24 protein-coding genes and 5 tRNA genes are annotated in these 26454 nt (G+C 73.0%); 9 read left to right on the forward strand and 20 right to left on the reverse strand.

The window, feature by feature from the left end:
* Positions 1-646, reverse strand: a 646-nt coding sequence (locus ABZT03_RS26560) for an aminodeoxychorismate lyase (protein ID WP_356043493.1), incomplete at its 3' end; no start/stop codon positions are given.
* Positions 643-1686 carry a chorismate-binding protein gene (locus ABZT03_RS26565; protein ID WP_356043495.1) on the reverse strand — a complete coding sequence of 348 codons (1044 nt, stop codon included), beginning with the start codon at positions 1684-1686 and terminating at the stop codon, positions 643-645. The genes ABZT03_RS26565 and ABZT03_RS26560, both read right to left, overlap by 4 nt.
* A gap of 178 nt (positions 1687-1864) precedes the next feature.
* On the opposite strand from ABZT03_RS26565, the gene ABZT03_RS26570 reads away from it, so the two are divergent.
* From ABZT03_RS26570 to ABZT03_RS26590, 5 genes are all read left to right on the forward strand, one after another.
* Positions 1865-1937 (forward strand) — tRNA-Gly (locus ABZT03_RS26570).
* A gap of 39 nt (positions 1938-1976) precedes the next feature.
* Positions 1977-2050: transfer RNA gene (locus ABZT03_RS26575), tRNA-Cys, on the forward strand.
* Between the two features lies 1 nt (position 2051).
* A tRNA-Val gene (locus ABZT03_RS26580) sits at positions 2052-2123 on the forward strand.
* Between the two features lie 41 nt (positions 2124-2164).
* Positions 2165-2236 (forward strand) — tRNA-Val (locus ABZT03_RS26585).
* A gap of 28 nt (positions 2237-2264) precedes the next feature.
* Positions 2265-2339, forward strand: a tRNA-Val gene (locus ABZT03_RS26590).
* Positions 2340-2394: 55 nt separating this feature from the next.
* On the opposite strand, the gene ABZT03_RS26595 is transcribed toward ABZT03_RS26590, so the two are convergent.
* From ABZT03_RS26595 to ABZT03_RS26610, 4 genes are all read right to left on the reverse strand, one after another.
* Positions 2395-2694, reverse strand: coding sequence for a zf-TFIIB domain-containing protein (locus ABZT03_RS26595; protein WP_356043498.1), 300 nt, complete (start codon positions 2692-2694; stop codon positions 2395-2397).
* 80 nt (positions 2695-2774) lie between these two features.
* Entirely contained in the window at positions 2775-3719 is a 945-nt protein-coding gene (locus tag ABZT03_RS26600; protein ID WP_356043501.1) for an aminoglycoside phosphotransferase family protein, read from the reverse strand.
* A gap of 194 nt (positions 3720-3913) precedes the next feature.
* Positions 3914-4123, reverse strand: coding sequence for a hypothetical protein (locus ABZT03_RS26605; RefSeq protein WP_356043504.1), 210 nt, complete (start codon positions 4121-4123; stop codon positions 3914-3916).
* Between the two features lie 240 nt (positions 4124-4363).
* On the reverse strand, positions 4364-4597 hold the full coding sequence (locus ABZT03_RS26610; protein ID WP_356043507.1) for a hypothetical protein: 234 nt from the start codon (positions 4595-4597) through the stop codon (positions 4364-4366).
* A gap of 196 nt (positions 4598-4793) precedes the next feature.
* On the opposite strand from ABZT03_RS26610, the gene ABZT03_RS26615 reads away from it, so the two are divergent.
* The gene (locus ABZT03_RS26615; protein WP_356043622.1) at positions 4794-6176 is read left to right on the forward strand and encodes a serine/threonine-protein kinase; all 1383 of its coding nucleotides are present in this window, start codon (positions 4794-4796) and stop codon (positions 6174-6176) included.
* 546 nt (positions 6177-6722) lie between these two features.
* Here the strand turns inward: ABZT03_RS26615 and ABZT03_RS26620 are convergent.
* From ABZT03_RS26620 to ABZT03_RS26660, 9 genes are all read right to left on the reverse strand, one after another.
* Positions 6723-7538, reverse strand: a complete 816-nt coding sequence (locus ABZT03_RS26620; protein ID WP_356043510.1) for an RNA methyltransferase — start codon at positions 7536-7538, stop codon at positions 6723-6725.
* A 64-nt stretch (positions 7539-7602) separates the two neighbouring features.
* A complete protein-coding gene (cobA, locus tag ABZT03_RS26625; RefSeq protein WP_356043513.1) occupies positions 7603-8847 on the reverse strand; it encodes a uroporphyrinogen-III C-methyltransferase in 1245 nt (414 codons plus the stop codon).
* A 223-nt stretch (positions 8848-9070) separates the two neighbouring features.
* The gene (gene cobT / locus ABZT03_RS26630) at positions 9071-13399 is read right to left on the reverse strand and encodes a nicotinate-nucleotide--dimethylbenzimidazole phosphoribosyltransferase (protein ID WP_356043516.1); all 4329 of its coding nucleotides are present in this window, start codon (positions 13397-13399) and stop codon (positions 9071-9073) included.
* Between the two features lie 365 nt (positions 13400-13764).
* A complete protein-coding gene (gene cbiE, locus ABZT03_RS26635) occupies positions 13765-14985 on the reverse strand; it encodes a precorrin-6y C5,15-methyltransferase (decarboxylating) subunit CbiE (protein WP_356043519.1) in 1221 nt (406 codons plus the stop codon).
* 138 nt (positions 14986-15123) lie between these two features.
* Positions 15124-15762: a GNAT family N-acetyltransferase gene (locus ABZT03_RS26640; RefSeq protein ID WP_356043522.1), complete on the reverse strand. Its 639-nt coding sequence runs from the start codon at positions 15760-15762 to the stop codon at positions 15124-15126.
* A 159-nt stretch (positions 15763-15921) separates the two neighbouring features.
* Positions 15922-16752 carry a MetQ/NlpA family ABC transporter substrate-binding protein gene (locus ABZT03_RS26645; protein WP_356043525.1) on the reverse strand — a complete coding sequence of 277 codons (831 nt, stop codon included), beginning with the start codon at positions 16750-16752 and terminating at the stop codon, positions 15922-15924.
* 71 nt (positions 16753-16823) lie between these two features.
* On the reverse strand, positions 16824-17561 hold the full coding sequence (locus ABZT03_RS26650) for a methionine ABC transporter permease (protein WP_356043528.1): 738 nt from the start codon (positions 17559-17561) through the stop codon (positions 16824-16826).
* A complete protein-coding gene (locus ABZT03_RS26655) occupies positions 17558-18592 on the reverse strand; it encodes an ATP-binding cassette domain-containing protein (protein WP_356043531.1) in 1035 nt (344 codons plus the stop codon). The genes ABZT03_RS26650 and ABZT03_RS26655 overlap by 4 nt, the downstream gene beginning before the upstream one ends.
* Positions 18593-18995: 403 nt before the next feature.
* Positions 18996-19634 (reverse strand): HAD family hydrolase, encoded by a 639-nt coding sequence (locus ABZT03_RS26660; RefSeq protein ID WP_356043534.1) that lies wholly within the window; start codon positions 19632-19634, stop codon positions 18996-18998.
* 69 nt (positions 19635-19703) lie between these two features.
* On the opposite strand from ABZT03_RS26660, the gene ABZT03_RS26665 reads away from it, so the two are divergent.
* Together ABZT03_RS26665 and ABZT03_RS26670 are read left to right on the forward strand one after the other, a co-directional pair.
* On the forward strand, positions 19704-20063 hold the full coding sequence (locus tag ABZT03_RS26665; RefSeq protein ID WP_356043537.1) for a hypothetical protein: 360 nt from the start codon (positions 19704-19706) through the stop codon (positions 20061-20063).
* 1 nt (position 20064) lies between these two features.
* Positions 20065-20508: a hypothetical protein gene (locus tag ABZT03_RS26670; RefSeq protein ID WP_356043538.1), complete on the forward strand. Its 444-nt coding sequence runs from the start codon at positions 20065-20067 to the stop codon at positions 20506-20508.
* Between the two features lie 7 nt (positions 20509-20515).
* Here the strand turns inward: ABZT03_RS26670 and ABZT03_RS26675 are convergent, their stop codons facing one another.
* The 3 genes from ABZT03_RS26675 to ABZT03_RS26685 form a co-directional block, all read right to left on the reverse strand.
* Positions 20516-21013, reverse strand: a complete 498-nt coding sequence (locus ABZT03_RS26675; protein WP_356043624.1) for a GNAT family N-acetyltransferase — start codon at positions 21011-21013, stop codon at positions 20516-20518.
* A 45-nt stretch (positions 21014-21058) separates the two neighbouring features.
* Positions 21059-21565, reverse strand: a complete 507-nt coding sequence (locus ABZT03_RS26680) for a sigma-70 family RNA polymerase sigma factor (protein ID WP_356043541.1) — start codon at positions 21563-21565, stop codon at positions 21059-21061.
* Between the two features lie 74 nt (positions 21566-21639).
* Positions 21640-22824, reverse strand: coding sequence for a glycerophosphodiester phosphodiesterase (locus ABZT03_RS26685; protein WP_356043544.1), 1185 nt, complete (start codon positions 22822-22824; stop codon positions 21640-21642).
* A gap of 358 nt (positions 22825-23182) precedes the next feature.
* On the opposite strand from ABZT03_RS26685, the gene ABZT03_RS26690 reads away from it, so the two are divergent.
* Complete coding sequence (locus ABZT03_RS26690; protein ID WP_356043626.1) at positions 23183-23854, forward strand: lysophospholipid acyltransferase family protein; 672 nt, start codon at positions 23183-23185, stop codon at positions 23852-23854.
* A gap of 505 nt (positions 23855-24359) precedes the next feature.
* On the opposite strand, the gene ABZT03_RS26695 is transcribed toward ABZT03_RS26690, so the two are convergent.
* A complete protein-coding gene (locus ABZT03_RS26695; RefSeq protein ID WP_356043547.1) occupies positions 24360-25883 on the reverse strand; it encodes an MFS transporter in 1524 nt (507 codons plus the stop codon).
* Positions 25880-26431, reverse strand: a complete 552-nt coding sequence (locus ABZT03_RS26700) for a helix-turn-helix domain-containing protein (protein ID WP_356043550.1) — start codon at positions 26429-26431, stop codon at positions 25880-25882. Before ABZT03_RS26700 ends, ABZT03_RS26695 begins: the two co-directional genes overlap by 4 nt.
* Between the last annotated feature and the right edge of the window lie 23 nt (positions 26432-26454).

Here is a 26454-nt window from a genome sequence, read left to right on the forward strand (position 1 = left end):
CGGTCTCCTTGGCGCCGGTCCACTCGGCGGCCAGCGCCCGGGTGATACCGGCGAGGCAGCCGGAGGCGAGCGGCGGGGTGTGGATCTCGCCGTCGAGGACGACGAACACGTTCGATCCGGTGCCCTCGCAGAGCCGGCCGGCCGTGTTGGCGAACAGCGCCTCGGAGGCGCCCTGTTCGCGGGCGCGGGCGAGCGCGACGACGTTCTCGGCGTACGAGGTCGTCTTCAGGCCGGTGAGCGCGCCGCGCTCGTTGCGGGTCCAGGGCACGGTGATCACGGCCGTGGAGTCGGCGCGGCGGTCCGTCTCGCCCAGCGCGACGACCAGCGTGGTGCCGTGTTCGCCGCGGTCGGAGCCGAGCGGGCCGTGACCGCCGGTGTAGGTGATGCGCAGCCGGCCCAGCGGCATCGGGTTGGCCTCCAGGACGGCACCGCAGGCGCGGCGGACCTCGTCGAGGTCGGGGTCGGGCAGGCCGAGGCCGCGGGCGGAGCGGGTCAGCCGGTCGAGGTGGCGGGTGAGCGCGAACGGCTTTCCGGCCACCGCCTTCACGGTCTCGAAGATGCCGTCGCCCACGGTCAGCCCGTGGTCGAACACGGAGACGCGGGCGGACTCCATGTCCTGCAGCCCGCCGTCGAGCCAAAGCTTCACGTCAGTTCCTCCATACTCACCTCGTACGTGCCCGACGCTATCGCGAGCAGCCGCGACGCCTTCAGCTCGGTCTCCCGCCACTCCCCCTCGGGGTCGGAGCCCCAGGTGATGCCGGCGCCGGTGCCGAACCGCAGCGCGCCGTCCGCGCGGTCGACCCAGAAGGTGCGGATGCCGACCGCCAGCTCGCCCGTCCCCCGGTCGGCGTCGACCCAGCCGATGCCGCCGCAGTACGGTCCCCGGTCGGCCGTCTCCAGCTCCCCGATGATCCGCAGGGCTCGTGACTTCGGGGCGCCGGTGACCGACCCGGGCGGGAAGGCGGCGCCGAGCAGTCCGGCCCAGCCGGCGTCCTCGCCCAGCTCGCCCCGGACCGTCGACACCAGGTGCACCAGACCCGGGTGCTTCTCCAGCACGCACAGGTCGGGCACGGTGACGCTGCCGGCCGCGCAGACCCGCCCGAGGTCGTTGCGGACCAGGTCCACGATCATCACGTTCTCGGCGAAGTCCTTCTCCAGCAGGTCGGCCTCGGTCCGGCCGGTGCCCTTGATCGGGCCGGACTCGACGGTCCGGCCGGCCCGGCGCAGGAACAGTTCGGGGGAGGCGGTGGCCAGCTCGACGCCGTGCCCGGGCAGACGGATCGTTCCTGCGTACGGTGCCGGGTTGCCGCGCGCGAGCAGGGCCGTCAGCGCGTCCACGTCGGCGTCGGGTGCCACCGGCGCCGACAGCACCCGGCAGAGGTTCGCCTGGTAGACCTCGCCGGCCGCGATGTACTCACGGATCCGCCGCACGCCGGCCGTGTACGCCTCGCGGTCGAGGGACGACGTCCAGGCACCGGCGGCGGGCCCGCGCCAGCCGCCCGGCACGGGGGACGGCACCGGCTCATGGCGCACGTCCCGGAAGCGGGCGCAGGTCAGGCCACCCTCGAAGTCCGCGCTGACGGCCCAGAAACCGGCGGAGTCGAGAGCCGCCGGATCGCTGGTGACGTCGAGGAGACCGGTGGCGACACGGTCACCGAATCGGGCGAGAGGAGGCAGGCGAAGCACGCCTCGAGTCTATGGCGGGCGCCGGACACCCGGCCCGACCTTGTCGTTCCCCGGGTCCCGGCCCGGTCCGCCGCCAGGTGCAGGGCAGCACGCTGCGCAAACGCGTTTTTGTGCTGGCCCGGGAATCCGCTAGAGTTCAACACGTCGCCGCGCCGCGCAAGCGGAGCGGAAACGGCACGCGGACGTAGCTCAGTTGGTAGAGCGCAACCTTGCCAAGGTTGAGGTCGCCAGTTCGAACCTGGTCGTCCGCTCGCAGGAAGTGGGGGTTCTTCACGATCCCCCGCACTCCTGGTGGAGTGGCCGAGAGGCGAGGCAACGGCCTGCAAAGCCGTCTACACGGGTTCAAATCCCGTCTCCACCTCCAAGGACGATTAGCTCAGCGGGAGAGCGCTTCCCTGACACGGAAGAGGTCACTGGTTCAATCCCAGTATCGTCCACCGGAGCCCTCGGGCTTCAGGAGCCGCAAGGCTTCGACCCCGCGCGATTAGCTCAGCGGGAGAGCGCTTCCCTGACACGGAAGAGGTCACTGGTTCAATCCCAGTATCGCGCACGCAGTTCGCACCACCCGTGGTCCCCTCGCGCGATTAGCTCAGCGGGAGAGCGCTTCCCTGACACGGAAGAGGTCACTGGTTCAATCCCAGTATCGCGCACCAGCCGAATCCCCCGGCCGTCTCGACGGCCGGGGGATTCGTCGTGTACCGGCCGCCGTCAGCTGGAGAACAGCATGTGGCCGAAGCTCTTGCTCCGGTGGTGGCCGCCGTGGCCGTGACCGCCGTAGTGGCCACCGCCGTGCTGCTGGGCGCCCCAGGCGGGGGCCTGGGGGGCCGGGTAGCCCTGCGGGACGCCTGGCGGCGGTGCGGCCGGCTGGGACCACTGGGACTCCAGGCGGGTCAGCGCTTCCAGCTCGCCGAAGTCGAGAAAGATGCCGCGGCAGCCGCTGCACTGCTCGATCTGGACACCGTTGCGGTTGTACGTGTGCATCGGCGCATGGCACTTGGGACACTGCATGCTCGGCTCAACTCCTCGCCGGTCGGTCCTGCTTCGTGTTTCGCCAGGACAGACACTGTCCGGCTGCGATCGGTTGCACCTTACTTCGCGGGGCCGGGCACCAACTCCGGCGGGAACGAACCCATTCGGTCACACGCGTCGACGACGGCCCCCTCCACCTCGTCCAGCGGACGGCCCGCGCCGGCCGCCTTGGCGACGGCCCGGGCCGCGGTCTGCACGCTCAGAGCGCGGGCCGGTACGTCCAGCGCGGGCCAGGGGTCGCCGTCCGCCGGGACGGCGGGACCGCCGGCCGCCCGGTAGGCGGCCAGGAAGCGCGCCCACGCGTCGGGCGGCAGCAGGCCGCAGGCGTACCAGGCCGCGGGGCGCGCCAGGTCCCAGGCGGCCGTCCCGGTGCCGAGGTCGTCGACGTCGATGAGCAGCCACGGGCCGTCGGGGGCCGGGTGGCGGACGAGCTGGCCGAGGTGGAGATCGCCGTGGCACAGGGTCGTGGTGTCCGGAGGGGGCGCCTCGGCGCGGGCCCAGGCCGGGAGGGTGGCCCAGGCGCGCAGCACGGGCGAGGTCGCCGGATGGTCCGCCGCCGCCGCGCGGAGACGGGCGACGGCGAGGGCCGCCTTGGCGGGGCCGCGCATGGCGGGCAGAGAGGCGACCGGGACGGGGGCGCGGTGCAGCCGGGCGAGGAGGGTCGCGGCCTCCTCCCAGGGGGCGGCGTCCGGGTCCTCGGGGTCGACGGGGACGCCGTACGGCCAGAACGTCACGGGCCTGCCGTGCAGCTCGACCGGTGTCGGGCCGAGCGGGGGCAGGAGGATGCCGGGCAGGCGGGTCGCGGCGGTGAGGCGCACGGTGAGCGCGGCGACGGGGGTGGCCGGGGCGTGGGCCTTCGCCACGGTGCCGGCGTGGCGGACGACCGTGCCGTCGGGGCGGTCGGCGAGGGTACCGGTCTCCTCGCAGGAGCAGTCCGCCGTCCGCGCGTGGGCCTCGGCCCGGGCTCTCGAGGCCAGCGCGGGCAGCAGCGGGTCGGCGGTCACGGGGCTCCCAGGGGACGTACGTATCGGCCCGAGCCTACGCAGGCGGGGCGGCTTCGGGTTCCGGGCATGGCGATGCCGGCGCAGCTCCCCAGCTGCGCCGGCATCTCTTTGCCGTCCGCCGCACCCCCGTCCCCACGGGGTTTCATGGGTGGATGTCCCCGCCCGGACCGCTCTTCCGGGCCTGGGAGCGCCGCTCAGCGCCCCAGCATCACGCCCACGGACGACGCCTGTGTGGCCACTGTCTCCCAGCCGTCGAAGACGAGCAGGAGCAGTGCGGCCAGGGGAAGAGCCATGAGTGTCGCCACCAAGGGGTGGCGGCGGCCTTCACGGCGGGTGCGGAACACGGTGCTGTACGCCTTGCGCTCCTGGGTGCGGACCAGTGTCCGCGGTGCCGTGAAAGCCATGGTCCCTCTCCTGACCGTTCTCCGGTGTGGTTGGCAGCGGCGGGTGTCTGACCTCGGGGGACGAGTGCTGCACCCGCCGCTTGACCTCAAATCTAGGCGTCCGGCGCCCGGCGCACGTCATGCCCTCGTACCGATTGCCGGGCCTCCCGGAGGATGAGCCGTGACCTGCGGAGTACTCCCCTGGGTGGAGACGGGGGCCGGGGTCTCGGGGTCTTCCCGGAGGGGCTGCCCGGTGTGCCCCTATGTTTCCGAGCTGTCCTCCCGCGGGATGGGCTGCTCGACCAGCGCGAGGACCCGGTTGGCCATGAAGCGGGCCGTGCGGACCACGGAGCCGTTGCGGGTGACTTCGCTCACTTCCACGACACCTCGGCGTACCGCTGTCTCCACCCGGCGGCCCGCCCTGCTCGCCACCACCTCGTATGTGCGTGTCGTGTCCCCAGCGTCCACGACTATTTCCACGCGGTCACCCTTCACGGGCACAATCCCCCTTCTACGACGGGTGGTTGAGGGAACCGACCGGCCAAAGCAGGCCTGTTCTCAAGCTCCCTGACCACTCTTCAATTCTCCCACCCGGCACTGACAATCGATCGGGTCGAGAGGGCGCGGCCTCTGCGCGCGGGCGGCCGGGGAAACGTAAGCTGTGGCACGTCACACGGACCGGGCAGCGGGGATGGACATGGCGATGATGCGCCTGAGGCGCGAGGACCCGCGCGTCGTCGGCTCGTTCAGGCTTCACAGACGGCTCGGCGCGGGCGGCATGGGAGTCGTGTACCTCGGCTCGGACCGCAAGGGGCAGCGGGTCGCGCTGAAGGTCATCCGGCCGGATCTGGCGGAGGACCAGGAGTTCCGGTCCCGCTTCGCGCGTGAGGTCTCGGCGGCGCGGCGGATCCGCGGCGGCTGCACGGCGCGGCTGGTCGCGGCGGACCTCGACGCCGAGCGGCCCTGGTTCGCCACGCAGTACGTGCCCGGGCCGTCCCTGCACGACAAGGTGGCCGACGAGGGCCCGCTGGGCGCGGCCGAGGTCGCCGCGATCGGGGCCGCGCTGTCGGAGGGGCTGGTCGCGGTCCACGAGGCCGGGGTCGTGCACCGGGACCTGAAGCCCTCGAACATCCTGCTCTCCCCCAAGGGCCCGCGGATCATCGACTTCGGGATCGCCTGGGCCACGGGCGCCTCGACGCTCACGCACGTCGGTACGGCGGTCGGCTCGCCGGGCTTCCTGGCGCCGGAGCAGGTGCGCGGTGCCGCCGTCACCCCGGCCACCGACGTGTTCTCGCTCGGGGCGACCCTGGCGTACTCCTCGATGGCGGACTCGCCCTTCGGACACGGCAGTTCCGAGGTGATGCTGTATCGCGTGGTACACGAGGAGGCGCAGCTGCACGGTGTGCCGGACGCGTTGGCGCCGCTCGTGCGGGCCTGTCTGGCGAAGGACCCCGAGGAGCGGCCGAGCACGCTGCAGCTGTCGCTGCGTCTCAAGGAGATCGCGGCCCGCGAGGCACAGGGTCTGGCCGACGGCCGCCCGCCCGCGCCCCGCGCCGGGGACGCGGACCGGGCCGTCGGGCGGCTCGCCGACACCTATCCGGACCGGGCGCCCCAGCGGCGTCCACAGGGGCAGCAGGGCGGGCCGGGCACTCCGCCTCCGGCGCGCGGAGCCGCGCCCGCGTCCCGCGGTCCCGCTCCCTCGCGGGGCGGCAGCGCCTCACGCGGTGGTGGCGCGTCGCCCCGGTCCGGGTCACGGCCCTCGTCCGCCGGGCGCAACACGACCCGCTCAGGCAGCAGGCCCGCGCCGCGCAGCGGTACCGGCCGTCCGGCGTCCCGCAACACCGGCACGGGACGGCGGCCCGCCAACCCGCGGCTGCTGCGCCAGCGGCTGTTCGTCTTCGTCGTGGTCACGCTGCTCGTGGCACTCGGCATCGCGGCGGCACAGGGCTGCCAGGGTCCCTCACGCGGGCTGGGCGGCACGGGCGACGTCGTGCAGCAGGAGCAGGGACGGACGGGGACGGACGTACGACTGCCGGGGCTCGGCTCGTCCCACGGCGACCCGACGGAAGACTGAGCCCAGTCCCAGGGTGGGTACGGCGGGTCCTCGGGCGCGGCATTCTGGAGGGCCTCACCCGTGGGCCGGCATGAGGCGACCGCGTGCACGACCACGGATCCGGGGGCGGCTCGTCCGGCGGCACCCCGCCGACGCCTGAGCCCGGAGGGTGGTGCGGCCGGTCCGCGCGCTGCGGCACCGGGATGGACTCCGGCTCCCGGACCGGCTGAACCACCGCGTGCGAGGCAACGACCGGTCCGGGCTCGTCTCATCCAGCGGGCGGCACCGCACCGACAGTTGAGCCCGGGGGGTGTGGCGGGGCGGCAGCCTGACGGGCGCCGGCACTAAGCAGGGCTGGGTCGGTCGGCGAGTGCGGGACTCGAACCGGGCGTCAGCTCAAGCCCACCGCGTGCGAGGCGACCACCGATGCGGGCCTGGCTCGCCCGGTCGGCTACCCGCCGACCGCTGAGCACGACCGGAAGGGGTGGTGCGGCCGACCCGGGTCCAAGCGTGCGGAACCCGGACCGGGCGTCAGCTCCAGGACCTGCCCAGGCCCACCGTCGGGTGTCAGAGGGGGCGGCCCGAGGCCACCGCGTAGAAGGCGACCGCTGCCGCCGCGCCCACGTTGAGGGAGTCGACGCCGTGCGACATGGGGATGCGGACCCATTCGTCGGCGGCCACCAGGGCCTGGGTGGACAGGCCGTCGCCCTCGGCGCCGAGCATCAGGCCCACTCGGTCCATCGTGTGCGGGGCGGCCTCGTCGAGGGACCGGGCCTTCTCGTCGGGGGTGAGGGCGAGCAGCGTGAAGCCGGCCTCGCGGACCGACTCCAGGCCCTTGGGCCAGGTGTCCAGTCGCGCGTACGGCACGGCGAAGACGGCCCCCATCGAGACCTTGACGCTACGGCGGTACAGCGGGTCCGCGCAGTCCGGTGAGAGCAGGACCGCGTCCATGCCCAGCGCGGCGGCCGAGCGGAAGATCGCGCCGATGTTGGTGTGGTCGTTGACCGACTCCATGATCACGACGCGGCGGGCGGTCTGGAGGAGGTCGGCGGCCGTCGGGAGCGGCTTGCGCTGCATGGAGGCGAGGGCGCCCCGGTGCACGTGGTAGCCGGTGACCCGCTCGGCGAGTTCCGGGCCGACCGCGTACACCGGCGCGGGGAGTTCGTCGATGACGTCCCGCATGACGTCCACCCACTTGGCGGACAGCAGCATCGACCGCATCTCGTACCCGGCGTCCTTGGCCCGGCGGATGACCTTCTCGCCCTCGGCGATGAACAGGCCCTCGGCCGGCTCGCGTCTGCGGCGCAACTCGACGTCGGTCAGGCCCGTGTAGTCGCGCAGGCGCGGGTCGTCGGGATCCTCAACGGTGATGAGATCGGCCACAGGGTGATACTGCCTTGTCCTCGGAGCGGTGCCAACGGCTGGGAACGGGTTGTGTTACCCGGGGTTACTCGGCCGGCCGCACCAGACCGGGCACACCCACGTTCACGACCTCGCCCACGACGATCACCGCCGGCGACCTGACCTCCTGCGACCGTACGGTCTCGGCGACCGTGGCGAGGGTGGCGTCGACCCGGCGCTGGGCGGCCGTCGTGCCCTCCTGGATCAGGGCGACCGGGGTCTCGGGGGACTTGCCGTGCGCGACCAGGGTCTCCGCGATCCGGCCGATCTTGTCGACGCCCATGAGGATCACCAGGGTGCCGGTGAGCTTCGCCAGGGACGGCCAGTCGGCCAGGGAGCGCTCGTCGTCAGGGGCGACATGGCCGCTGACCACGGTGAACTCGTGTGCGACCCCGCGATGGGTGACCGGGATGCCCGCGACGCCCGGCACCGAGATCGAACTGGAGATCCCGGGCACCACGGTGCACGGGATGCCGGCCTCGGCGAGCGCCTGCGCCTCCTCCATGCCACGGCCGAAGACGAACGGGTCGCCGCCCTTGAGGCGGACCACCGACTTGCCCTGCTTGGCGTGCTCGATCAGCGCGTTGTTGATGGCCTCCTGGGCCATGTAGCGGCCGTAGGGGATCTTCGCCGCGTCGATCACCTCGACGTGCGGGGGCAGTTCGGCCAGCAGGTCGCGGGGGCCGAGGCGGTCCGCGATGACGACGTCCGCCTCGGCGAGCAGCCGGCGGCCGCGCACGGTGATCAGGTCCGGGTCGCCGGGGCCGCCGCCGACCAGGGCGACGCCCGGAGTGCGGGTGCGGTAGTGGGGGGCGACGAGGGTGCCGTCGCGCAGGCCCTCGACCACGGCGTCCCGGATGGCGGCGGTGTGCCGGGGGTCGCGACCCCCGGCACTGGTGGTGAGGACGGCGACCGTGACGCCCTCGCTGTGTCCGGTGGCCGGGGTCCAGGCGGTGGCCGCGTCGGCGTCGTCGGAGCGGACGCACCACACGCGGTGCCGCTCCGCCTCCGCGGAGGCCGCGCTGTTGGCGGCGGGGTCGCTGGTGGCGATCAGGGCGTACCAGGCGCCCGCGAGGTCGCCGTCGGCGTACGGGCGCCGCTCCCAGGTGATCTCGCCCGCGTCCGCCATGGCCTCGACCGACGGGGTCGCCTCCGGGGACACCAGCAGGAGGTCCGCGCCGGCCGCTATCAGGGCCGGCAGCCGGCGCTGGGCGACCTGGCCGCCGCCGAGGACGACGACACGTCGGCCGGTGAGGCGGAGACCTACGGGGTAGGCGGGGTTTTCGGCCATGAGGTGCGGCTCCTCGGACAGACAGGGGCGAGCGGCAGGGGCGGGGCGCTGCGACTCTGGAGCGGCCCTGACGTGGGGATCTTAGGCTGCGGGTTCAGCGTACGGCGGGGGCGGGGGGCGGGCGCCCACGGCGGGACCCGGCGGGCGGGGGTGCGCGGGGAGCGGCCCGGCTGGTACGGACGGCGGGGGTGGGCGGGTGCTGCCTGCCCACCCCCGGTCCGGTCTACTTCTCGGTGACGCCCGCCGAGTCGAACGTCGCGACCTCGTGCATGGCTCGCGCCGTGCTCTGCACCAGCGGCAGCGCCAGCAGGGCGCCCGTGCCCTCGCCGAGGCGCAGGTCGAGGTCGACCAGGGGGCGCAGGCCCAGCTTGTTGAGGGCGGCGACATGACCGGGTTCGGCGCTGCGGTGGCCCGCGATGCAGGCCGCGAGGACCTCGGGGGCGATCGCGCGGGCGACCAGCGCGGCGGCACCGGCGCTGACGCCGTCCAGGATCACCGGCGTCCGCAGGGACGCACCGCCGAGCAGCAGGCCGACGATCGCCGCGTGCTCGAAGCCGCCGATCGCGGCGAGGACCCCGATGGGGTCGGCCGGGTCCGGCTGGTGCAGCTCGATCGCGCGGCGGACGACCTCCGTCTTGCGGGCGAGGGTCTCGTCGTTGATACCGGTACCGCGACCCGTGACGTCGGCGGGGTCGGTGTCGGTGAAGACCGAGATCAGGGCCGCGGACGCGGTCGTGTTCGCGATGCCCATCTCGCCCGTGAGGAGCGCCTTGTTGCCGGCGGCCACCAGGTCGCGGGCCGTCTCGATGCCGACCTCGATGGCCTGTCTGGCCTCCTCGCGGGTCATCGCCGGTCCGGTCGTCATGTCGGACGTGCCCGCGCGGACCTTGCGCGGCAGCAGGCCCGGGGTGGCCGGGAGTTCTGCGGCCACGCCCACGTCGATGACGCAGACCTCGGCGCCGACCTGGGTCGCGAAGGCGTTGCAGACCGCTCCCCCGCCGAGGAAGTTGGCCACCATCTGGGCGGTGACCTCCTGCGGCCACGGGGTGACGCCCTGGGCGTGCACGCCGTGGTCACCGGCGAAGATCGCGACCGCCGCGGGCTCCGGGATCGGCGGCGGGCACTGGCGGGACAGGCCCGACAGCTGCGCGGAGATGATCTCCAGCATGCCGAGCGCGCCGGCCGGCTTCGTCATGCGCTTCTGCCGGTCCCACGCCTCGCCGAGCGCCTTGGCGTCCAGCGGGCGGATCTGCGCGACGGTCTCGGCGAGGAGGTCGTGCGGGTCCTCACCGGGCAGGGCGCGCCGGCCGTACGTCTCCTCGTGGACGACCCAGGACAGCGGCCGGCGCTTGGACCAGCCGGCCTGCATCAGCTCGGGCTCGTCCGGGAACTCGTCGACGTAGCCCACGCAGAGGTAGGCGACCACCTCGAGGTGCTCGGGCAGGCCGAGGGCGCGGACCATCTCGCGCTCGTCGAAGAAGCTGACCCAGCCGACGCCGAGGCCCTCGGCGCGGGCCGCGAGCCACAGGTTCTCGACCGCGAGCGCGGAGGAGTAGGGCGCCATCTGCGGCTGCGTGTGACGGCCCAGGGTGTGCCGGCCGCCCCGGGTGGGGTCGGCGGTGACGACGATGTTCACGGGGGTGTCGAGGATGGCCTCGATCTTGAGTTCCTTGAACTGCTTCGCCCGGCCCTTGGGAAGGGACTTCGCGTAGGCGTCGCGCTGGCGTACGGCCAGTTCGTGCATGCTGCGCCGGGTCTCGGCGGAGCGGATGACGACGAAGTCCCAGGGCTGCGAGTGCCCGACGGAGGGCGCGGTGTGGGCCGCCTCCAGGACACGGAGCAGCACCTCGTGCGGGATCGGGTCGTCGCGGAAGCCGTTGCGGATGTCCCGGCGCTCACGCATGACCTTGAGCACGGCCTCGCGCTCGGCGTCGTCGTAGGCGGGCGCGGCCGGTCCTGTGGACTGTCGTACGTCTTCCACGGCGGCCGTGCTCTCTTCCTGGTCGGCGGCCCGGGTGTCCAGGTCGTCCGCGTGCTGTACGAGTTCGGGGTCGTGCTCCGGCTCCGGCGCGGCCGCCGGTGCGGGAACGGGGTCGGCCTCGCGGGGCGCGGGCACCGCGGTCGCGGGTTGCTCCTCCGCCAAGGGCAGGACGAGCGGCCGCGGCGGGGTCGGCGCGAGGTGCGGGGTGCTCGGCACCGACCCCTCGACGGGGACGAACTCGCCCAGCGGCCGGTCCTGGCCGGGCTCCGGCGGCACGGAGGCCGGCAGCGGCACGACGGCGTCGATGTGGAGGTGGACGTGGTCGTGGCCCTGGTCGACGGCCGCCTTGGCCGTCACGTCCGCGGGCAGTTCCTCGGCGGCGCCGCCCGCGGGTTCCGGGAACCCGGCGGGAGCCGTGGCTGCGGCGGACTCGGCGGGGTGCGGCGCGACCGGCTCCGGAATCTCCCCGGCGGCACGGTCCTGCGGGGCCGCGCCGACGGGCGTCTCGTCCCCGGCCCCGGTCGGCGGGTCGGTGAGCGGGACCGACGGCGGGAACACCTCGGCCTGCGGGGCCGGCCGCGCGAAGTCGGCGGCGGCCTCCGGGGCGGGGAACGCCTCCAGCGCGGGGAACGCCTGCGGGTCGGACGTCTCCGAGGTCAGCGGCGGGGCCGGGGCCTCGGCGTGGGCGGCCGGTGCGGTGTGGTCGACGGCGGGGTCGGCCACGGCAGTGGGCGACACCTCGTGCGGACCGGCGTCCGGGGTGGGAAGCGGGGCCTGCGTCAGGTGGGTGGCCGCGATGAGCTGCGGGCCCTGATCCGGATGGGCCTCGGGGATCAACCGCGGGTGGGGGGCGGGAGCGTGGAAGCCGGCGGGGACGGGCTCCGCCTCCGCAGCCGGCTCGGGGACCGGTGCCAGGGCCGGCTCCGGGGCTGGAGCCGCTTCCGGTGCCGTGAACTGCTGGTCCGCACCCAGGTCCGCGACCGCGTCCGCGTCCGTTTCCGGGTACGAGGGGACCGGCTCCGGGAACGCCCCGGCCTCGGCATCTGCGGGCACGACGTGCGCGTCCGCGTCAGGCACCTCCGCGGCGGGCGCGGGCACGACGTGGGCGTGCGCGTCAGGCACCTCCGCGGCGGGCGCGGGCACGACGTGCGCGTCCGCGTCAGGCACTTCCGCGGCGGGGGCGGGCACGACGTGGGCGTGGGCGTCAGGTACCTCCGCGGCGGGCGCGGGCACGAGGTCGGCGTCCGAGCCGACTGCCTCCGCACCCGGAACGTCGGCGCCCTGAACCTCCGCGTCCGGGACCTGCGCGCCCGGAATCTCCCCGACCGGGGTCGCGAGGTGGTCGGCCGCCGGCTCCGCGAGATGCGCGGCCCCCGGCCCTGCGAGGTGCGCGGCCTCGGGGTACGCGTCAGCGGGCGCCTCCACCGTCCCCGGGGCGGGGTCGACGGGCGCGGCGGGCACGGATTCGGGTGTCGTCTCGACGGCGGCGAACTGCGCGTCGGCGGGTCCGTGGACGTGCTCCTCGGCCTGCCCCGCCTCGGTGTCCTGCGGTGCGCCGGCGTCCTGCGGTGCGTCGGCGGCACCGGACGCGGCGGCCGCCGGGTCCACGGGTGTGTCGAGCGCGCCCTCCTCGGGGTCGGAGACACCGACGGGACCGTCCGGGATCTCGGCACCGCTGCCGGGCGCCCGTCCGACGGCGTCGGGGGTGAGCACGGTGTCCGGGGCGGGGTCGCCCACCGGCACGGGACCGGCGCCGGCCGCCGGGACCTGCGCCACCTCGGGGACGGTCAGCGCGGGCCCCTCGGCGGGGTGACCGGCCGTGACCGGGCCGTCGTACGCGCCGGACGCACCCTCGGCGCCCTGTGCGACCGGTCCGCTCCACGCGGCCTGCGGGTCGGCGCCGTCGGCCGGGTCCGCGGTGGCCGGGTCACCCACCGCGTCGGCCTCGGCGGCGATCCGGGCGACGACGGCCTGGGCCACGCCCACCGCGTCGGCGGTCTGTGCCGTCGCCGGAGCAACCGTTTCCGCAGCCGGCACCTGGACGTTCACCGGAGCCTGGACAGCGGTCTGCGCCTGGGCTCCCCAGGCGGCGCCCTGCGGGGGCATGTCCCGCAGCAGCGGTACGTCGAGGTACTCGGGGCCGGTCGTCGCCGGGCCCGACTGCCGTACCGGGACGCCCGCGGGACCGCGGTCGGCGAGGGAGCGGACCGGGCTGGCGGAGGCGTCGGGGATCGGCGGTCCGAGGTGGAGGGGACGGCGCGGGGTGACCGGCGCCGGCGCGGGGGCCGGGGAGGGCAGGCGGACGCCGCTGAGATCGACCGAGCCGCTGTCGCGGCCGGACATCTCGTGCGGGCCCGGCTCGTGCACCGTCTCGACGACCGGCTCGGGCGCCGGCGGGGCGACCTCGTTGCCCCACGCGCCCTGGGCGCCCGGCAGCAGCAACAGGTCTTCGTCCTCGGCGGTGGTCTCGGAGAGGTAGGTGTACGCGCCGTGCGCAGCAACGCCCGGCTCTTCCACCATGCCTGCGCTCTCCGGCAGTCCCTCGCCCGGGACCTGGCCGGTGTCGGTCATGCGTACCCCTCGCCCATCGGTTAGTGCTCCTACGTCCAGCCCACCCGGAACGGCGCACCGACCGCCCCACAGTGAAGAACGAGCGTGCGTGCCCAGCGGCACGAACGGCCTGACGACAAAGACGACAAAGCCATTCACTGGCATTGTCGCGGCCGTTGCTCCGTCACGGCAGCTTGATCCGTGACGGTCCGCTGTGGACTGCGCCACGTTGCGCGTCCTCCGGTTCTGCCGTACCACACCCATCCCAAAAGGGGCGGGTTTTCCGGACATTGACCGACGAACCGCCGGGCGTCCGAGTGCGGTACAACGATCGGCCAGCCTACCGCGCGCAGTACGACAACAGGATCACGGGGACGCGAACAGGGTCATTGCGCCCGCTCCGGCGACAGGCCGCTGAGCAGGAAGGCGACACTCCGCTCGGTCTCCGTCCAGGCCCGCGTGTCGAGTTCGACGGACTGCAGAAGGGCGCATTCCACGCGGTAGCCGTGCTCGGTGAGGTCCCGGCCGACGAGTTCCGCCGCGTCCCGGGTCGCGGCGTGCGTGACGACGCGCTGCGGGCGCCGGTCGGCGACCGCGGACACCACGGCCGCTCCCCCGCCGCCGACGCGTACGACGTCCGGCTCGGGGAGGTTCTCCAGGACGTGCGGCGCGTCGCCGTGGATGATCTGCAGCTGGACCCCGAAGCGGCGCGCCGCCGCGTCGGTGCGGGCGCAGGCCGCCCGGTCCCGGTCCACGGCGATGACGGCGGCACCGGCGCGCGCGGCCTCCACCGCGAAGGCGCCGCTGCCGCAGCCGATGTCCCACACCAGGTCCCCGACGCGGGGCCCGAGGCGGGCGAGTTGGGCCGCGCGGAGCAGTTCCGTCTCGCCTTCGCCGAGCTCGCCGTCGTACTCCTCTGCGGGCAGTGCCCAGCCGCGCGGACCGGTGCCCGGGTCGCGGCCGGCGATCCAGCCGCCGTCGCCCGGGCCGGCCGGCGGGCCGACCTGGCCGCCGGCGACGATCACGACGTTCGGGTCGCGCCAGATGTGGTCGGCGGCCTTGTCGGAGGTCACGACCGTGACCCGCTCGCGTGCGGTGCCGAGTTCCTCGCAGATGACGAAGGTGCGCAGGACGCCGTCCAGGAGCAGGCCGAGTTCGGCGGGTCCGGCGCCCGGTGAGGTGAGCACGGCGACCTTGGTGTGGGCCCGGCACACGTTCACCGCGCGTCGCAGGGTGCGCCGGTGTGCGACGACCACCTGTGCGTCGTCCCAGGGCATCCCCGCCCGCGCGAAGGCGGCGGCCACGGAGGACACGGCGGGGACGACTTCGACCTCGAGGCCGAACTCGGGTGCGCGCAGGGTCCGTACGACACCGAAGAAGGCAGGGTCGCCGTCGGCGAACACGACGGCGGTGCCGCGGTGGCCGGCGATGCGGCGGGCGGCGAGGGAGACGCTGCCGAGGCGGACGCGTTCGGCGGCCGGTGAGACCTCGGGGAGTGCGAGGTGGTGGGGGGCGCCCGCCACCAGGGTGGCGGCGCCGAGCGCGGAGCGTGCCGCGGCGGTCAGCGGCGAGCCGTCCCAGCCGATCACCGTGACCCGATCGGCCATCTCGTCAGTCTCCAGGGGATGTGCGCGGGCGTCAGGGGCCGACCGGGAGGGGTTCGGCTCCGTGAGGGTATCTGGTGGCGCCGGCCGGGGCGGCGACCCCCCTGCGGGTCAGTTCCCGTCAGTTCCCGTCAGTTCCAGTCAGTTCCAGTCCGAGAAGGATGTGAATCCCCGGCTGTCGGCGAGCTGTTCCCCCGCGCCGTCGAGATCCTCGGGGAGCAGGCTCCACACGATGAAGTCGGTGCGGACGTCGGTCCAGGTGCCGTCCTCGGCGCGGACGTGCGCTATGCAGGCGTTGCGCAGGACGCCCTCGCTGATGCAGCCGATCTTCTGGGCGACCTGCTGGGAGGCGGTGTTGTCGGCGGCCGTGCGCAACTCGACGCGTTCGAGTTTCTGGTCGCCGAGCAGCCACTGGGCGGTGACGAGGGCCGCCTCGGAGGCGTAGCCCTCGCCGCGGGCCCAGGGGGCGATGACGTACGACAGTTCGGTGGACCTGATGTGCCAGTCCGTCCTGGTGAGCTGGACGACACCGACCAGGCGCTGGGTGAGGAACTCGGTGACGGCGAGGGCGAGACCGCGGCCCTCGGCGCGGTCGCCCGGGGCGGTCACGGTGATCCAGGCGCGGGCGGCGTCCTCGGTGAAGGGCTGCGGGACGTCGGTCCAGGCCGCGACCTGCTCGTCGTTCATCATCTCGGTCAGGGCGGGCACGTCGTCCTCGTCGAGGGGCCGCAGCACCAACCGCTCCGTGCTGATGGAGATGTTGGGGAAGGTGCTAGTCATGCGCCGCTCCGTAACCTTCGGAAACCTTCAGGGCCTGCTGAACTGCCCAGCATGCAGCATGAAAGCACCGAACCGCACCGGGGGGCCCACTCCGGGTGAGGGAGCGGACCCCGAGCGTGGCGACACGCCGTGGACGCGGCGCGGGCGGCCGGTCGCCGGTCAGAAGGACGCGATGACCGAGCCCTGGTACTTGGTCTCGATGAACTTCTTCACCTCGGGCGAGGTGAGGAGCCTGGCGAGCTTCACGACCCGCGGGTCCTTCTGGTTGCCCTCCTTGACGGCGAGGAAGTTGCCGTAGGGGCTGTTCTTGGCCGACTCCAGGACGAGGGCGTCCGTGGCGGGCTTCAGGCCGGAGGAGATCGCGTAGTTGCCGTTGACGACCGCGGCGTCCACGTCGTCCAGGGAGCGCGCGGTCTGGGCCGCCTCGACCTCCTTGAACGTGAGCTTCTTCGGGTTCGCGGCGATGTCCTGCGGGGTCGCCTCGGTGCCGACGCCGTCCTTGAGGGTGATGAGTCCCTTTCCGGCCAGCAGCTTCAGGGCGCGCGCCTCGTTCACGGTGTCGTTGGGCAGGGCGACGGTCGCGCCGGTCTTCAGGGCGTCGACGCTCTTGACCTTGTGGGAGTAGAGGCCGAGGGGCTCCAGGTGCACCGTGACGACGGGCACGATGTGGGTGCCGCGCTTCTTGTTGAAGTCGTCCAGATACGGCTGGTTCTGGAAGTAGTTGGCGTCCACCGAGCCGTCCTCGGTCGCCGTGTTCGGGACGATGTAGTCCTGGAACTCCTTGACCTCCAGGTCGAGTCCCGCCTTCTTCGCCAGGTGGTCCTTCACGTAGTCGAGGATCTCGGCGTGCGGGGTGGGGCTCGCGGCGACGACCAGCGGTCCGCTGGTGTCGGAGGAGGCGGAGCTGTCGTCCGAGCCGCAGGCGGTGAGCCCGAAGGTGAGGGCTCCGACGGCGAGGGCGGCGGTGGTGATCTTGGCGGTGTTACGCACGAAAAGTGCCTTTCCATATGGGTGGAGCGGCCCCGCGTGGGGTGGGCGGGGAGTCTGGTGGGGCGGGCGGCTCAGACGGCCTTGCCGACGTCCTCGGCCGCGGGTTGTTTCGCCCTCAGCAGGCGCAGCCGAGGTGCGGCACCGGAGTGGCCGCCACGCCGGTGCAGGGAACGGGCCGCGAGGTCGCCGGCGAACTGGATCACGGAGATGACCACGGCGAGGATGGCGACGGTGATCCACATGAGGTCGGTCTCGAAGCGCTGGTAGCCGTAGCGGATGGCGATGTCGCCGAGACCGCCGGCGCCGACCGTGCCGGCCATGGCCGAGTAGCCGATGAGCGCGACGATCGTGGTGGTGGTGCTGGAGATCAGCGACGGCAGGGACTCCGGTACGAGGACCTTGCGGACGGTGGTCCAGGTGTTGCCGCCCATCGCCTGCACGGCCTCCACGAGTCCGCCGTCCACCTCGCGGACAGCCGTCTCGACCAGTCGCGCGAAGAACGGGATGGCCCCGATGGCGAGCGGCACGATGGCGGCCTCGCGGCCGATGGTCGTACCGGTGATCGAGCGCGTGAAGTTCATCAGCGCGACCATCAGGATGATGAACGGCATCGAGCGGGCGATGTTCACGATCTGCCCGATGACCTTGTTGGCGGCCAGGTTCTGCAGCAGGCCGCCCCGGTCGGTGAGGACGAGCAGGACGCCGAGCGGGAGGCCGCCGACGACGGCGATCAGCGTGGACCAGCCGACCATGTAGAGGGTGTCCCAACACGCCTGGCTCAGCAGGGGCTGCATCTCGGACCAGGTCACTCGGCACCTTCCTTCACCAGCAGGGGCTCCTGGCCCACCACGTCGATCTGCAGGCCCTGCTCACGCAGGAAGCCGATCGGCACCACGTTGTCCTCGTACCGGCCGGGCAGTTCGATGCGCATCCGGCCGACCTGGAGGCCGCCGACGGTGTCGATGGCGGCGCCGAGGATCGAGATGTCGATGTTGTAGGTGCGGGAGAGCCGCGAGATGACGGGCCGGGTCGCGGCCTCGCCCTGGAAGGTGACGTCGACGACGGTCCGGTCCTCGCCGCCGGCCTCGCCGGCGACCGGGAACAGCGCGCCGGCGAGCTGTGAGCCCGGGGTGGCGAGCAGTTCGCTGACCGTGCCGGACTCGACGACGCGTCCGTTCTCCATCAGCGCGGCGGAGTCGCAGACGCTCTTGACCACGCCCATCTCGTGGGTGATGAGCAGGACGGTCAGGCCCAGTTGCCGGTTCAGGTCGCGCAGCAGCTGGAGGATCGAGCGGGTGGTCTCCGGGTCGAGGGCGCTGGTGGCCTCGTCCGACAGGAGCACCTTGGGGTCTCCGGCCAGGGCGCGGGCGATGCCCACCCGCTGCTTCTGGCCGCCGGAGAGCTGGGCGGGGTAGGCCTTCGCCTTGTCGGCGAGGCCGACCAGGTCGAGGAGTTCGAGCGCCTTGCGGGACCGGTCGGCGCCCGACCTGCCGAGGATCTCCAGCGGCAGTTCCACGTTGTCCTGGACGGTGCGGGAGGACAGCAGGTTGAAGTGCTGGAAGACCATTCCGATACGGCTGCGCGCCCGGCGCAGTTCCCGGCCGGCGCGGGGGCCGCGGCCCGCGAGGGCGGTGAGGTCCAGCCCGTCGACGGTCACCGTCCCCGCGGTGGGCCGTTCCAGCAGGTTGACGCAGCGGATGAGCGAGGACTTGCCGGCGCCGGACTGGCCGATGACGCCGTACACCTCGCCTTCGCGGACGTGCAGGTCGACGCCGTCGAGGGCGGTGACCTCACGGCCGCGGGAGCGGTAGACCTTCGTCAGGCCCGTGGTGGTGATCACTGAGTTTCCGTCACTGTCGAGTGCGCGGGCATGGGTGTGCCCGGAGCACGGTGCGTGCATTCGGTCGGAACGCGGCACGGTTCTCGTCCGGTGGCGCTACGGGAAAGAGGGGGAGAACGGGTGCGCGGTGGGGGTCCCACGCCGCTCGGGCGGTGGGGCGGCTCGGTCACATGCGGCGTACGGCGCACGGACATGCCACGGCGTCTCGCTTCGGGGCGCGAGCTCGGGGTGGTGCGGGGGCCCTCTAGAAGGCGCGCATTCGACACATACAACGAGCACCGGGCGTCAGGGTCGCCTCGGTCGCAAGGGTGCGGCTGCTCGTCGTGGTCATGCGATCAGTAAACCAGACGTACGGTCCTTACCCAGCGCCGCTGTCCGCATGCTGGACAGCGGCGGACACCGGTCAGCCGCGGACGGAGATCTCCACCTCCGCGCCGGTGACCAGCGCGGACAGGGCCGACAGGTCCGGCACGACCAGGTCCGCGGACAGTTCGTCGGCCCGGTGGGTTGTGGCCAAGGCCACGGTGGCCATCCCGGCCGCGCGTCCGGCCCGCAGACCCGCGGGAGCGTCCTCGAAGACGACACAGCGGGCGGGGTCGACGCCCAGGGCACGGGCGGCCAGCAGGTAGGGCTCGGGGTCCGGCTTGCCGCGCGTGACGTCGTCGGCGGCGACCAGCGTCTTGGGCAGGATGCCGACGGCTGCGAGGCGGGCCTCGGCGAGCCTGCGGGTGGCGGAGGTGACGACCGCCCACCGGTCGGCGGGCAGCGAGTCGACGAAGTCGCGGGTGCCGGGCAGCAGGCGCACGCCCCCGTCGGGCACGTCGTCCACCTCCAGCTGTTCGATCCGCGCGACGGCCGCCGGCACGACCTCGGCGGGCAGCAGGTCGGCGGCTATCTCCGCGGCCGTGCGGCCGTGCAGCTCGACGCGCGCGAAGTCCTCGGCGGCGATGCCGTACTCCCGGGCCCAGCGCGTCCAGCAGCGGTCCACGGAGGCGAGGGTGCCGTCGTTGTCGAACAGGAGGGCTTCGGCGCGGATCTTCATGTCCTCGACCCTACGGTGCGTCCCGGGGTCGGCGGCGCGGGGCCTTTTGGCCCGTAATAGGGTCGCCGCATGCTTGCCGTCCTGACGCTCGTGACCGGCGTCGCCGCACTTCTGCTCGCCGCCTGGTGCGGCTGGGCCGCCTCCCGTGACCAGCCGACGAAGGACTGGCACTTCGTGGGGATGGGCCTGGTGTCGCTGCTGGCCGTGGTCCAGCTGGTGATCGGCATCGTGCAGCTGGCGCGCGGCGAGAAGCCGGACCAGGGCACGACGATCTTCGTGGCGTATCTGCTGGGGGCGGTCGCGTGCGTCCCGGCGGTGGCGTTCATGTCACTGGCCGAGCGCACCCGCTGGGGCTCGGTGACGGCCGCGGCGGGCGGTGTGGTGCTCGCCGTGCTGGAGGTGCGGCTCTATGACATCTGGGGACACTGAGATGACCGCCACGGAGGAGAAGCCCGTGAAGCCCGCGAGGACCCGGCTGATCAGCGGCCCCGGGATGCTGCTGGTGTGGCTGTACGGCGTGATGGTCGTCGGCGCGGTGTCCAGGTCGGCGGTGCAGATCTCGACCGACTTCGGCCACGCCCCGCTCGCGTACTCGCTGTCCGCGGTGGCGGGCCTGGTCTACGGCTTCATCACGTACTCGCTGGTGCGGGGCGGGGAGAAGGCGCGCAGGGCGGCCCTGGTGTGCTGCGCCGCCGAGCTGCTCGGGGTGCTGGCCGTGGGCACGTGGACGCTGGTCGAGCCGTCCGCCTTCCCGGACTCGACCGTGTGGTCGGACTTCGGGATGGGGTACGTCTTCATCCCGGTGCTGCTGCCGCTGTCGGCCCTGTACTGGCTTCGCGGGGCCCGCACCCGGCAGCAGCCGGACGCCTCCTGAGCGGGGCTCAGGCCGTGGCCGCGTACGCCTCGGCGGGCTTCTCCAGGACGATCATGGGGACGCCGTCCGCACCCTGGGACGTGCCCACCGTCTGGTAGCCGACCCGGCGGTACAGCCGGAGGTTGCCCTCGCTGCGATGGCCGGTGTGCAGGCGGAAGCGGGTGGCGCCGCGCTGCTCGACGAGGGCCGACTCAGCGGCCCGCAGCAGCCGGGCGCCGATGCCGTGCCCCTGGAGGCGCGGATGGACGCAGAGCTTGCCGATGGCTGCGGCGCCGTCCTCAGTGAGGCCGCCGCGCACGGACCCGACCACCTCGTCACCCAGCCGCGCGACGAACACGCAGTCCGTGACCACTTCCTCGCGGACCGAGTCCAGCGTCTGGAGGAGCGGCTCGATGCGGTAGTTGCCGTACAGCGCCGCCTCACTCTGGAAGCAGAGGTACTGCAACCTGAAGATCTGCTCCACATCCTGCTCGGTCGCCGCCGAGATGGTCACGCTCATGCCCATGTGCGCACGCCTCCCGCTCACCTGATCACCTGTTGTCCCTCACTCCTATCCCCGCCCTCCACGGGCCGCAACCTCCGGCGTGAGCAAACGACGAAGACATCCCAGACATCGGGAACGTTCCGGACCAAGACTGCCCTGTGACATACCCAACTCACCCGCGATCTCGCGGTACGTGAGGTCCTTCGGCGAGAGGAGGGCCTCCAGCAGGCGGGGGCAGCGGCCCGGCAGCCGGCGCACCGCGTCCCGCAGGGTGCGGCGCCGGGCGGCGGCCAGGGCGAGCTGCTCCGGGCCGGGGGCGCCGTGATCGGTGGGCTCGGTGTCGTAGGGGCGTTCGAGGCGGGTGGTACGGCGGCTGCGGCGCACCTCGGAGCGGACGGTCCGGCGCAGCCAGCCCTGCGGGTCGACGGGCGGGCCGGCGGAGTCGAGGCGTTCCAGGAGGCGGAGCCACACCTCCTGTTCGAGGTCGCCCGGGTCGGTTCCGGAGGCGTGCGCCTCGGCGGAGGCCTCGGCGGTGAGCAGGGGGCGCAGGGTGACGAGCAGGTCGTGCGTCATATGCGGCACGACGCGGCCGTCCGGGCCGGGGGTTGCCCGGACGGCCGGCTGTCACCCCAACCGGGTCGGGGCGCTCAGCCGTTGACGAAGTCCGCGCGGGCCAGCAGGCCGGTGTCGGCGTTGTCGGTGAAGACGCCGTCGATGCCGGTCGCGAAGTACGCCTTGAAGGCGCCGAACGCGTCGCCGTAGCCGTCGGCGTCCGTGCCCTTGCGGAACTCCGCGGGCAGGAAGGGGTTCTCGTTGCGCATGGTGTAGGGGTGCAGGATCAGGCCCCGCTTGTGCGCGTCGGCGACCAGGGTCGTCGGCGTGGTCAGCCTGCCGTCCGCGTCCTTCGGGATGACCAGGTCGAGCGTCGGGCCGATGCCCTGCGCGTAGCCGGCGATCTCCCGCAGGCCCCTGGGGGTGATCAGGTCGGCGACCGTGCGGGGGTCCCCCGACTCGACGAAGTCCCAGGGGCGGCTGTTCGCGGTGGAGAGCAGGACGACCAGGGGGTTGTCGACCAGCTCGTTCAGCCGCTGGACGCTGGTGGGCTCGAAGGACTGCAGGACGACCGGCGAGTTCCGCCTGTCCTTGCCGTACTTGCGCAGCAGCTTGGCGACCCGCTCCTCCAGGCCCAGGCCCAGCTTGCGGAAGTAGGTGGGGTGCTTGGTCTCGGGATAGATGAAGACCTGCTTGCCGCGCCGGCGGGTCTGCTCGTCCTGCCAGCGCAGCACCTCCTCGAACGTGGGGATCTCCCAGCGGCCGTCGTAGAGGGTGTTGTGCGGACGGTTGGCCGGGATGCGTTCGACGGCGCGCAGCGTCTTCAGCTCGGCGAGGGTGAAGTCCTCGGTGAACCAGCCGGTGGTGGAGACCCCGTCGAGGACCTTGGTGGTCCTGCGGCCGGCGAACTCCGGGTGGTGCGCGACGTCCGTGGTGCCGCCGATCTCCGGCTCGTGCCGGCACACCAGATGGCCGTCCCTGGTGGGCACCAGGTCACCGGCCTCGACGATGTCGGCGCCCAGGTCCAGGGCGAGCTCGTACGAGCCGAAGGTGTGCTCCGGCCGGTAGCCGCTGGCGCCGCGGTGCCCGATGATCGTCGGCACCGGCAGGCTCTTCAGTCCCCCGCCGCCGTGCGCGGCCCCGGCCGCCTGCGCGGTCCCGGACAGTGCGAGGACCGCCCCGCCCGCGCCGAGCACCGCCGCGCCGAGGAGCGCCCTGCGTCCGGTCCCGCGGGACTGTTGCGGTGACTCCTGCGGTTCCTGCGACTGCTGCGTTCCCATGGCCGCCTCCTGCCGTCGACTCGTCAGTGCGGGCCGATGGTAGGTGCGTGTCCATGACGGGCGGGAGACCTGCGACGGAACACGCGGGTGACGGGTGATGTCGGCTGGGAAGGGACGGGTGACGGCGCGTCGGCATCGGGTCGGCGGGGCGGGGTACGCGTGAAGTGGCCGGCACGGAGCGACCTGTGTCACATGGTTCCGGGCGGGTTACCGGCCCGCGACGGCGGGGCGCCGCAGGTAAACACGCGTCAACAGTGCGTAAGACCTGGGTGAACCCGATGTGCAAGACCCCCCGGACCGCGAGTAATGTCCTCACCTGCACAGACTCATACAGAATCCCTTGACACCGGAGGACCCGTTGTCCCGCTTCGCGTTCATCAAGGCAGTGCTCGGACCGATCATGCGCCTGATGTTCCGCCCCCGGGTGGAAGGCGTGGAGCACATCCCGGGTGACGGTCCGGTCATCCTGGCCGGCAACCACCTCACGTTCATCGACTCGATGATCCTTCCGCTGGTGTGCGACCGGCAGGTCTTCTTCATCGGCAAGGACGAGTACGTCACCGGCAAGAGCTTCAAGGGACGGCTCATGGCCTGGTTCTTCATCGGGGTCGGCATGATCCCGGTGGACCGTGACGGCGGCCGGGGCGGGGTGGCGGCGCTCATGACGGGCCGGCGGATCCTGGAGGAGGGCCGGGTCTTCGGCATCTACCCCGAGGGGACGCGCTCGCCCGACGGCCGCCTGTACCGGGGCCGCACGGGTATCGCCCGCCTGACCCTGATGACCGGGGCGCCGGTCGTGCCGTTCGCGATGATCGGTACGGACAAGCTGCAGCCCGGGGGTGCGGGGATGCCCCGTCCGGGACGGGTCACCGTGCGGTTCGGCGAGGCGATGGAGTTCTCTCGGTACGAGGGGATGGACCGGGACCGGTACGTGCTGCGGGCGGTCACGGACTCCGTGATGACGGAGGTCATGCGGCTCTCCGGGCAGGAGTATGTGGACATGTACGCGACGAAGGCGAAGGCCGCGTAGCGGAGGCGGCGGGGCCACTGTGATTCGGGCGCGGGTGGGTGGGGGCTTGTCTCGCCGTTCCCCGCGCCCCTGTCGGGTTGGTGACCTCGCGTCGGTGTCGAGCGGCCGCCGGGTGACCTTTCGCCGTCCGGCTCGTCTTTCGGGTGCGGATCCGTCGGGGCTTGGCGCGCCGTTCCCCGCGCCCCCGAATGGTGGGTGACCTCGCGTCGGTGTCGAGTGGCTGCCCGGTGACCTTTCGCCGTCCGGCTCGTCTTTCGGGTGCGGGTCCGTCGGGGGCTGTCGCGCAGTTCCCCGCGCCCCCGAATGGTTAGTGACCTTGCGTCGGTTTTTTCGGCCACCGGGTGACTTTCGGGCGTCCGGCTCGTGATTCGGGTGCCGGTGCGTGAGAGCTTGGCGCGCAGTTCCCCGCGCCCCGAATGGTTGGTGGCCCTGCGTCGGATTTGGGTGGGCGCCGGGGCTTGGCGCTTCGTTCCCCGCACTCCTGTCGGGGTGTCTCTCGTGCGGGTTACTCGTGGGAATCCAGGCGTTGGTTTTTCAGTAGGGGCCAGGCTGCTGCCGCTGTGAGCAGGAGGACCGCCGCGCCTGCGGCCGAGGCCAGGGTGAGGCCCTCGGTGAAGGCGTCACGGGCCGAGGACAGCATGGCCTCGCCGGTGGCCGGGGGCATCGTGGTCGACGCCTCCAGTGCCCCGCCCAGTGACTCGTGCGCTCCGGCGGGTGTGCCGGCGGGCGCGGTGAAGCCGCCGTAGACGCCGGTGACGATCGAGCCGAGGACGGCGATGCCCAGGGCCGCGCCCAGTTCGTAGGCCGTCTCCGAGACGGCGGACGCGGCGCCCGCCTGTTCCTTGGGGACGGACCCGAGGATCACGTCGGCGGTCACCGTGAAGGAGAGCCCGGCGCCGACGCCGACCACCAGCAGCGCCGCCCCGAGCAGGGGGTAGCCGGTGGACCGGTCGAGCACCGTGAGCGAGGCCAGCGCCAGGCCGATCGCGGCGAGGCCGCCGGAGACGACGGCGCGTACCGAGAAGCGGCGGGCGGCGCGGCCGGCCAGCAGGCCGGCGACCACCGCGCCGACGGCGGCCGGGAGTTCGGCGAGACCCGCCTCGAACGGCGGCCTGCCCTGGACGAGTTGCAGGTACTGCGACAGGAAGAACACCAGGCCGGACAGGCCGAGAACGGTCAGCAGGTCGGCCAGGACCGCCCCGCTGAAGCCGCGGTCGCGGAACAGGCGCATGTCGAGCAGGGGGGTCGGCAGAGTGAACTGGCGGCGTACGAAGCCGCACAGCGCGGCCGCGCCCAGCAGGCCGACGGCCGACGACTCCCAGGTCAGGCCGTGGGCGGCGGCCTCCTTGACGGCGTAGACCACGCCGATCATGCCGACCAGTGACAGCGCGACGCTGGTGAGGTCCCACGGGCCGGGGTTCGGGGTGCGCGACTCCGGCAGCAGGCGGATGCCGACGACGACGAGGACCGCCATCACGGGCAGGTTGATCAGGAAGACCGAGCCCCACCAGAAGTGCTCCAGCAGGAAGCCGCCCACGATGGGTCCGACGGCCGTGCCCGCCGACGCGGTGGCGCCCCAGACGCCGACGGCAAGGCTGCGTTCGCGCGGGTCGTGGAAGAGGTTGCGGATCAGGGCGAGGGTGGCCGGCATCAGCGTCGCGCCGGCGACCCCGAGCAGCGCCCGGGCCGCGATCATCATCTCCGGTGTCGTGGCGTAGGCGTTGAGGACGGATATCGCGCCGAACGCCGTGGCGCCCACCAGCAGGATCCGCTTGCGGCCGATGCGGTCGCCGAGGCTGCCCATGGAGACGAGCAGGCCGGCGATGACGAAGGAGTAGACGTCACCGATCCACAGGAGCTGGGTTCCGGTGGGCTGGAGGTCCTCGCTGATGTACGGGGTCGCGAGACCGAGGACGGTCGCGTCGACGGCCACCAGCAGCACGGCGAGCACGAGGACGGACAGCGCGAGCCAGCGGCCCGGACGCGTCACCGCCTCGTTCGTCCTGGCCGGCTGCAGGGTGCTGGTCATGATTCCTCTCTCCTGAGTGCGCCGCCGAGCAGCAGCTCGACGATCATGTGGGTGAAGTCGTTGCGGGCCACGCGTCCCTCCGCGACCGCCCAGGCGCCGGAGGCCATCAGGCCGTAGAGCGCCTCGGTGAGCCAGGCGGGGGTGAGGTCGATGCGGAACTCGCCGGTGTCCTGGCCGCGCCGGAACAGGGCGGAGATACGGGCGTCGAGCCGGCCCCAGCCGGCGTTCTGCTGCTCGCCCTCGAACAGCTGGTTCTCGGTGTAGAGGAAGGCGAGCAGCGCGGCGGCGGGTTCGAGTTCCCGCACGAAGCGGCGCAGGGCGTCCTGGGCCGGGCCGTCGTCGAGGCGGGCGGCTGCCACCGCCGCCTCGCACTCCGCGATGCCGAGCGACTCCAGCGCCCGCACGAGCGCGTCGCGTCCCGCGAAGAGGCGGTGCAGCGTGGCCCGGCTGATCCCCGCGGCCTTAGCGACCTCGTCCATGGTCGCGGTCGACTTGCGGGTCAGCAGGGCCGCGGAGGTGCGCAGCACGTGGTCACGATCGACAGCCATGAGACAAGCGTACCGCAGATGAG

The organism is Streptomyces sp. NPDC005574 (assembly GCF_040605435.1).
In the GTDB taxonomy this organism is placed as follows: Bacteria; Actinomycetota; Actinomycetes; order Streptomycetales; family Streptomycetaceae; genus Streptomyces.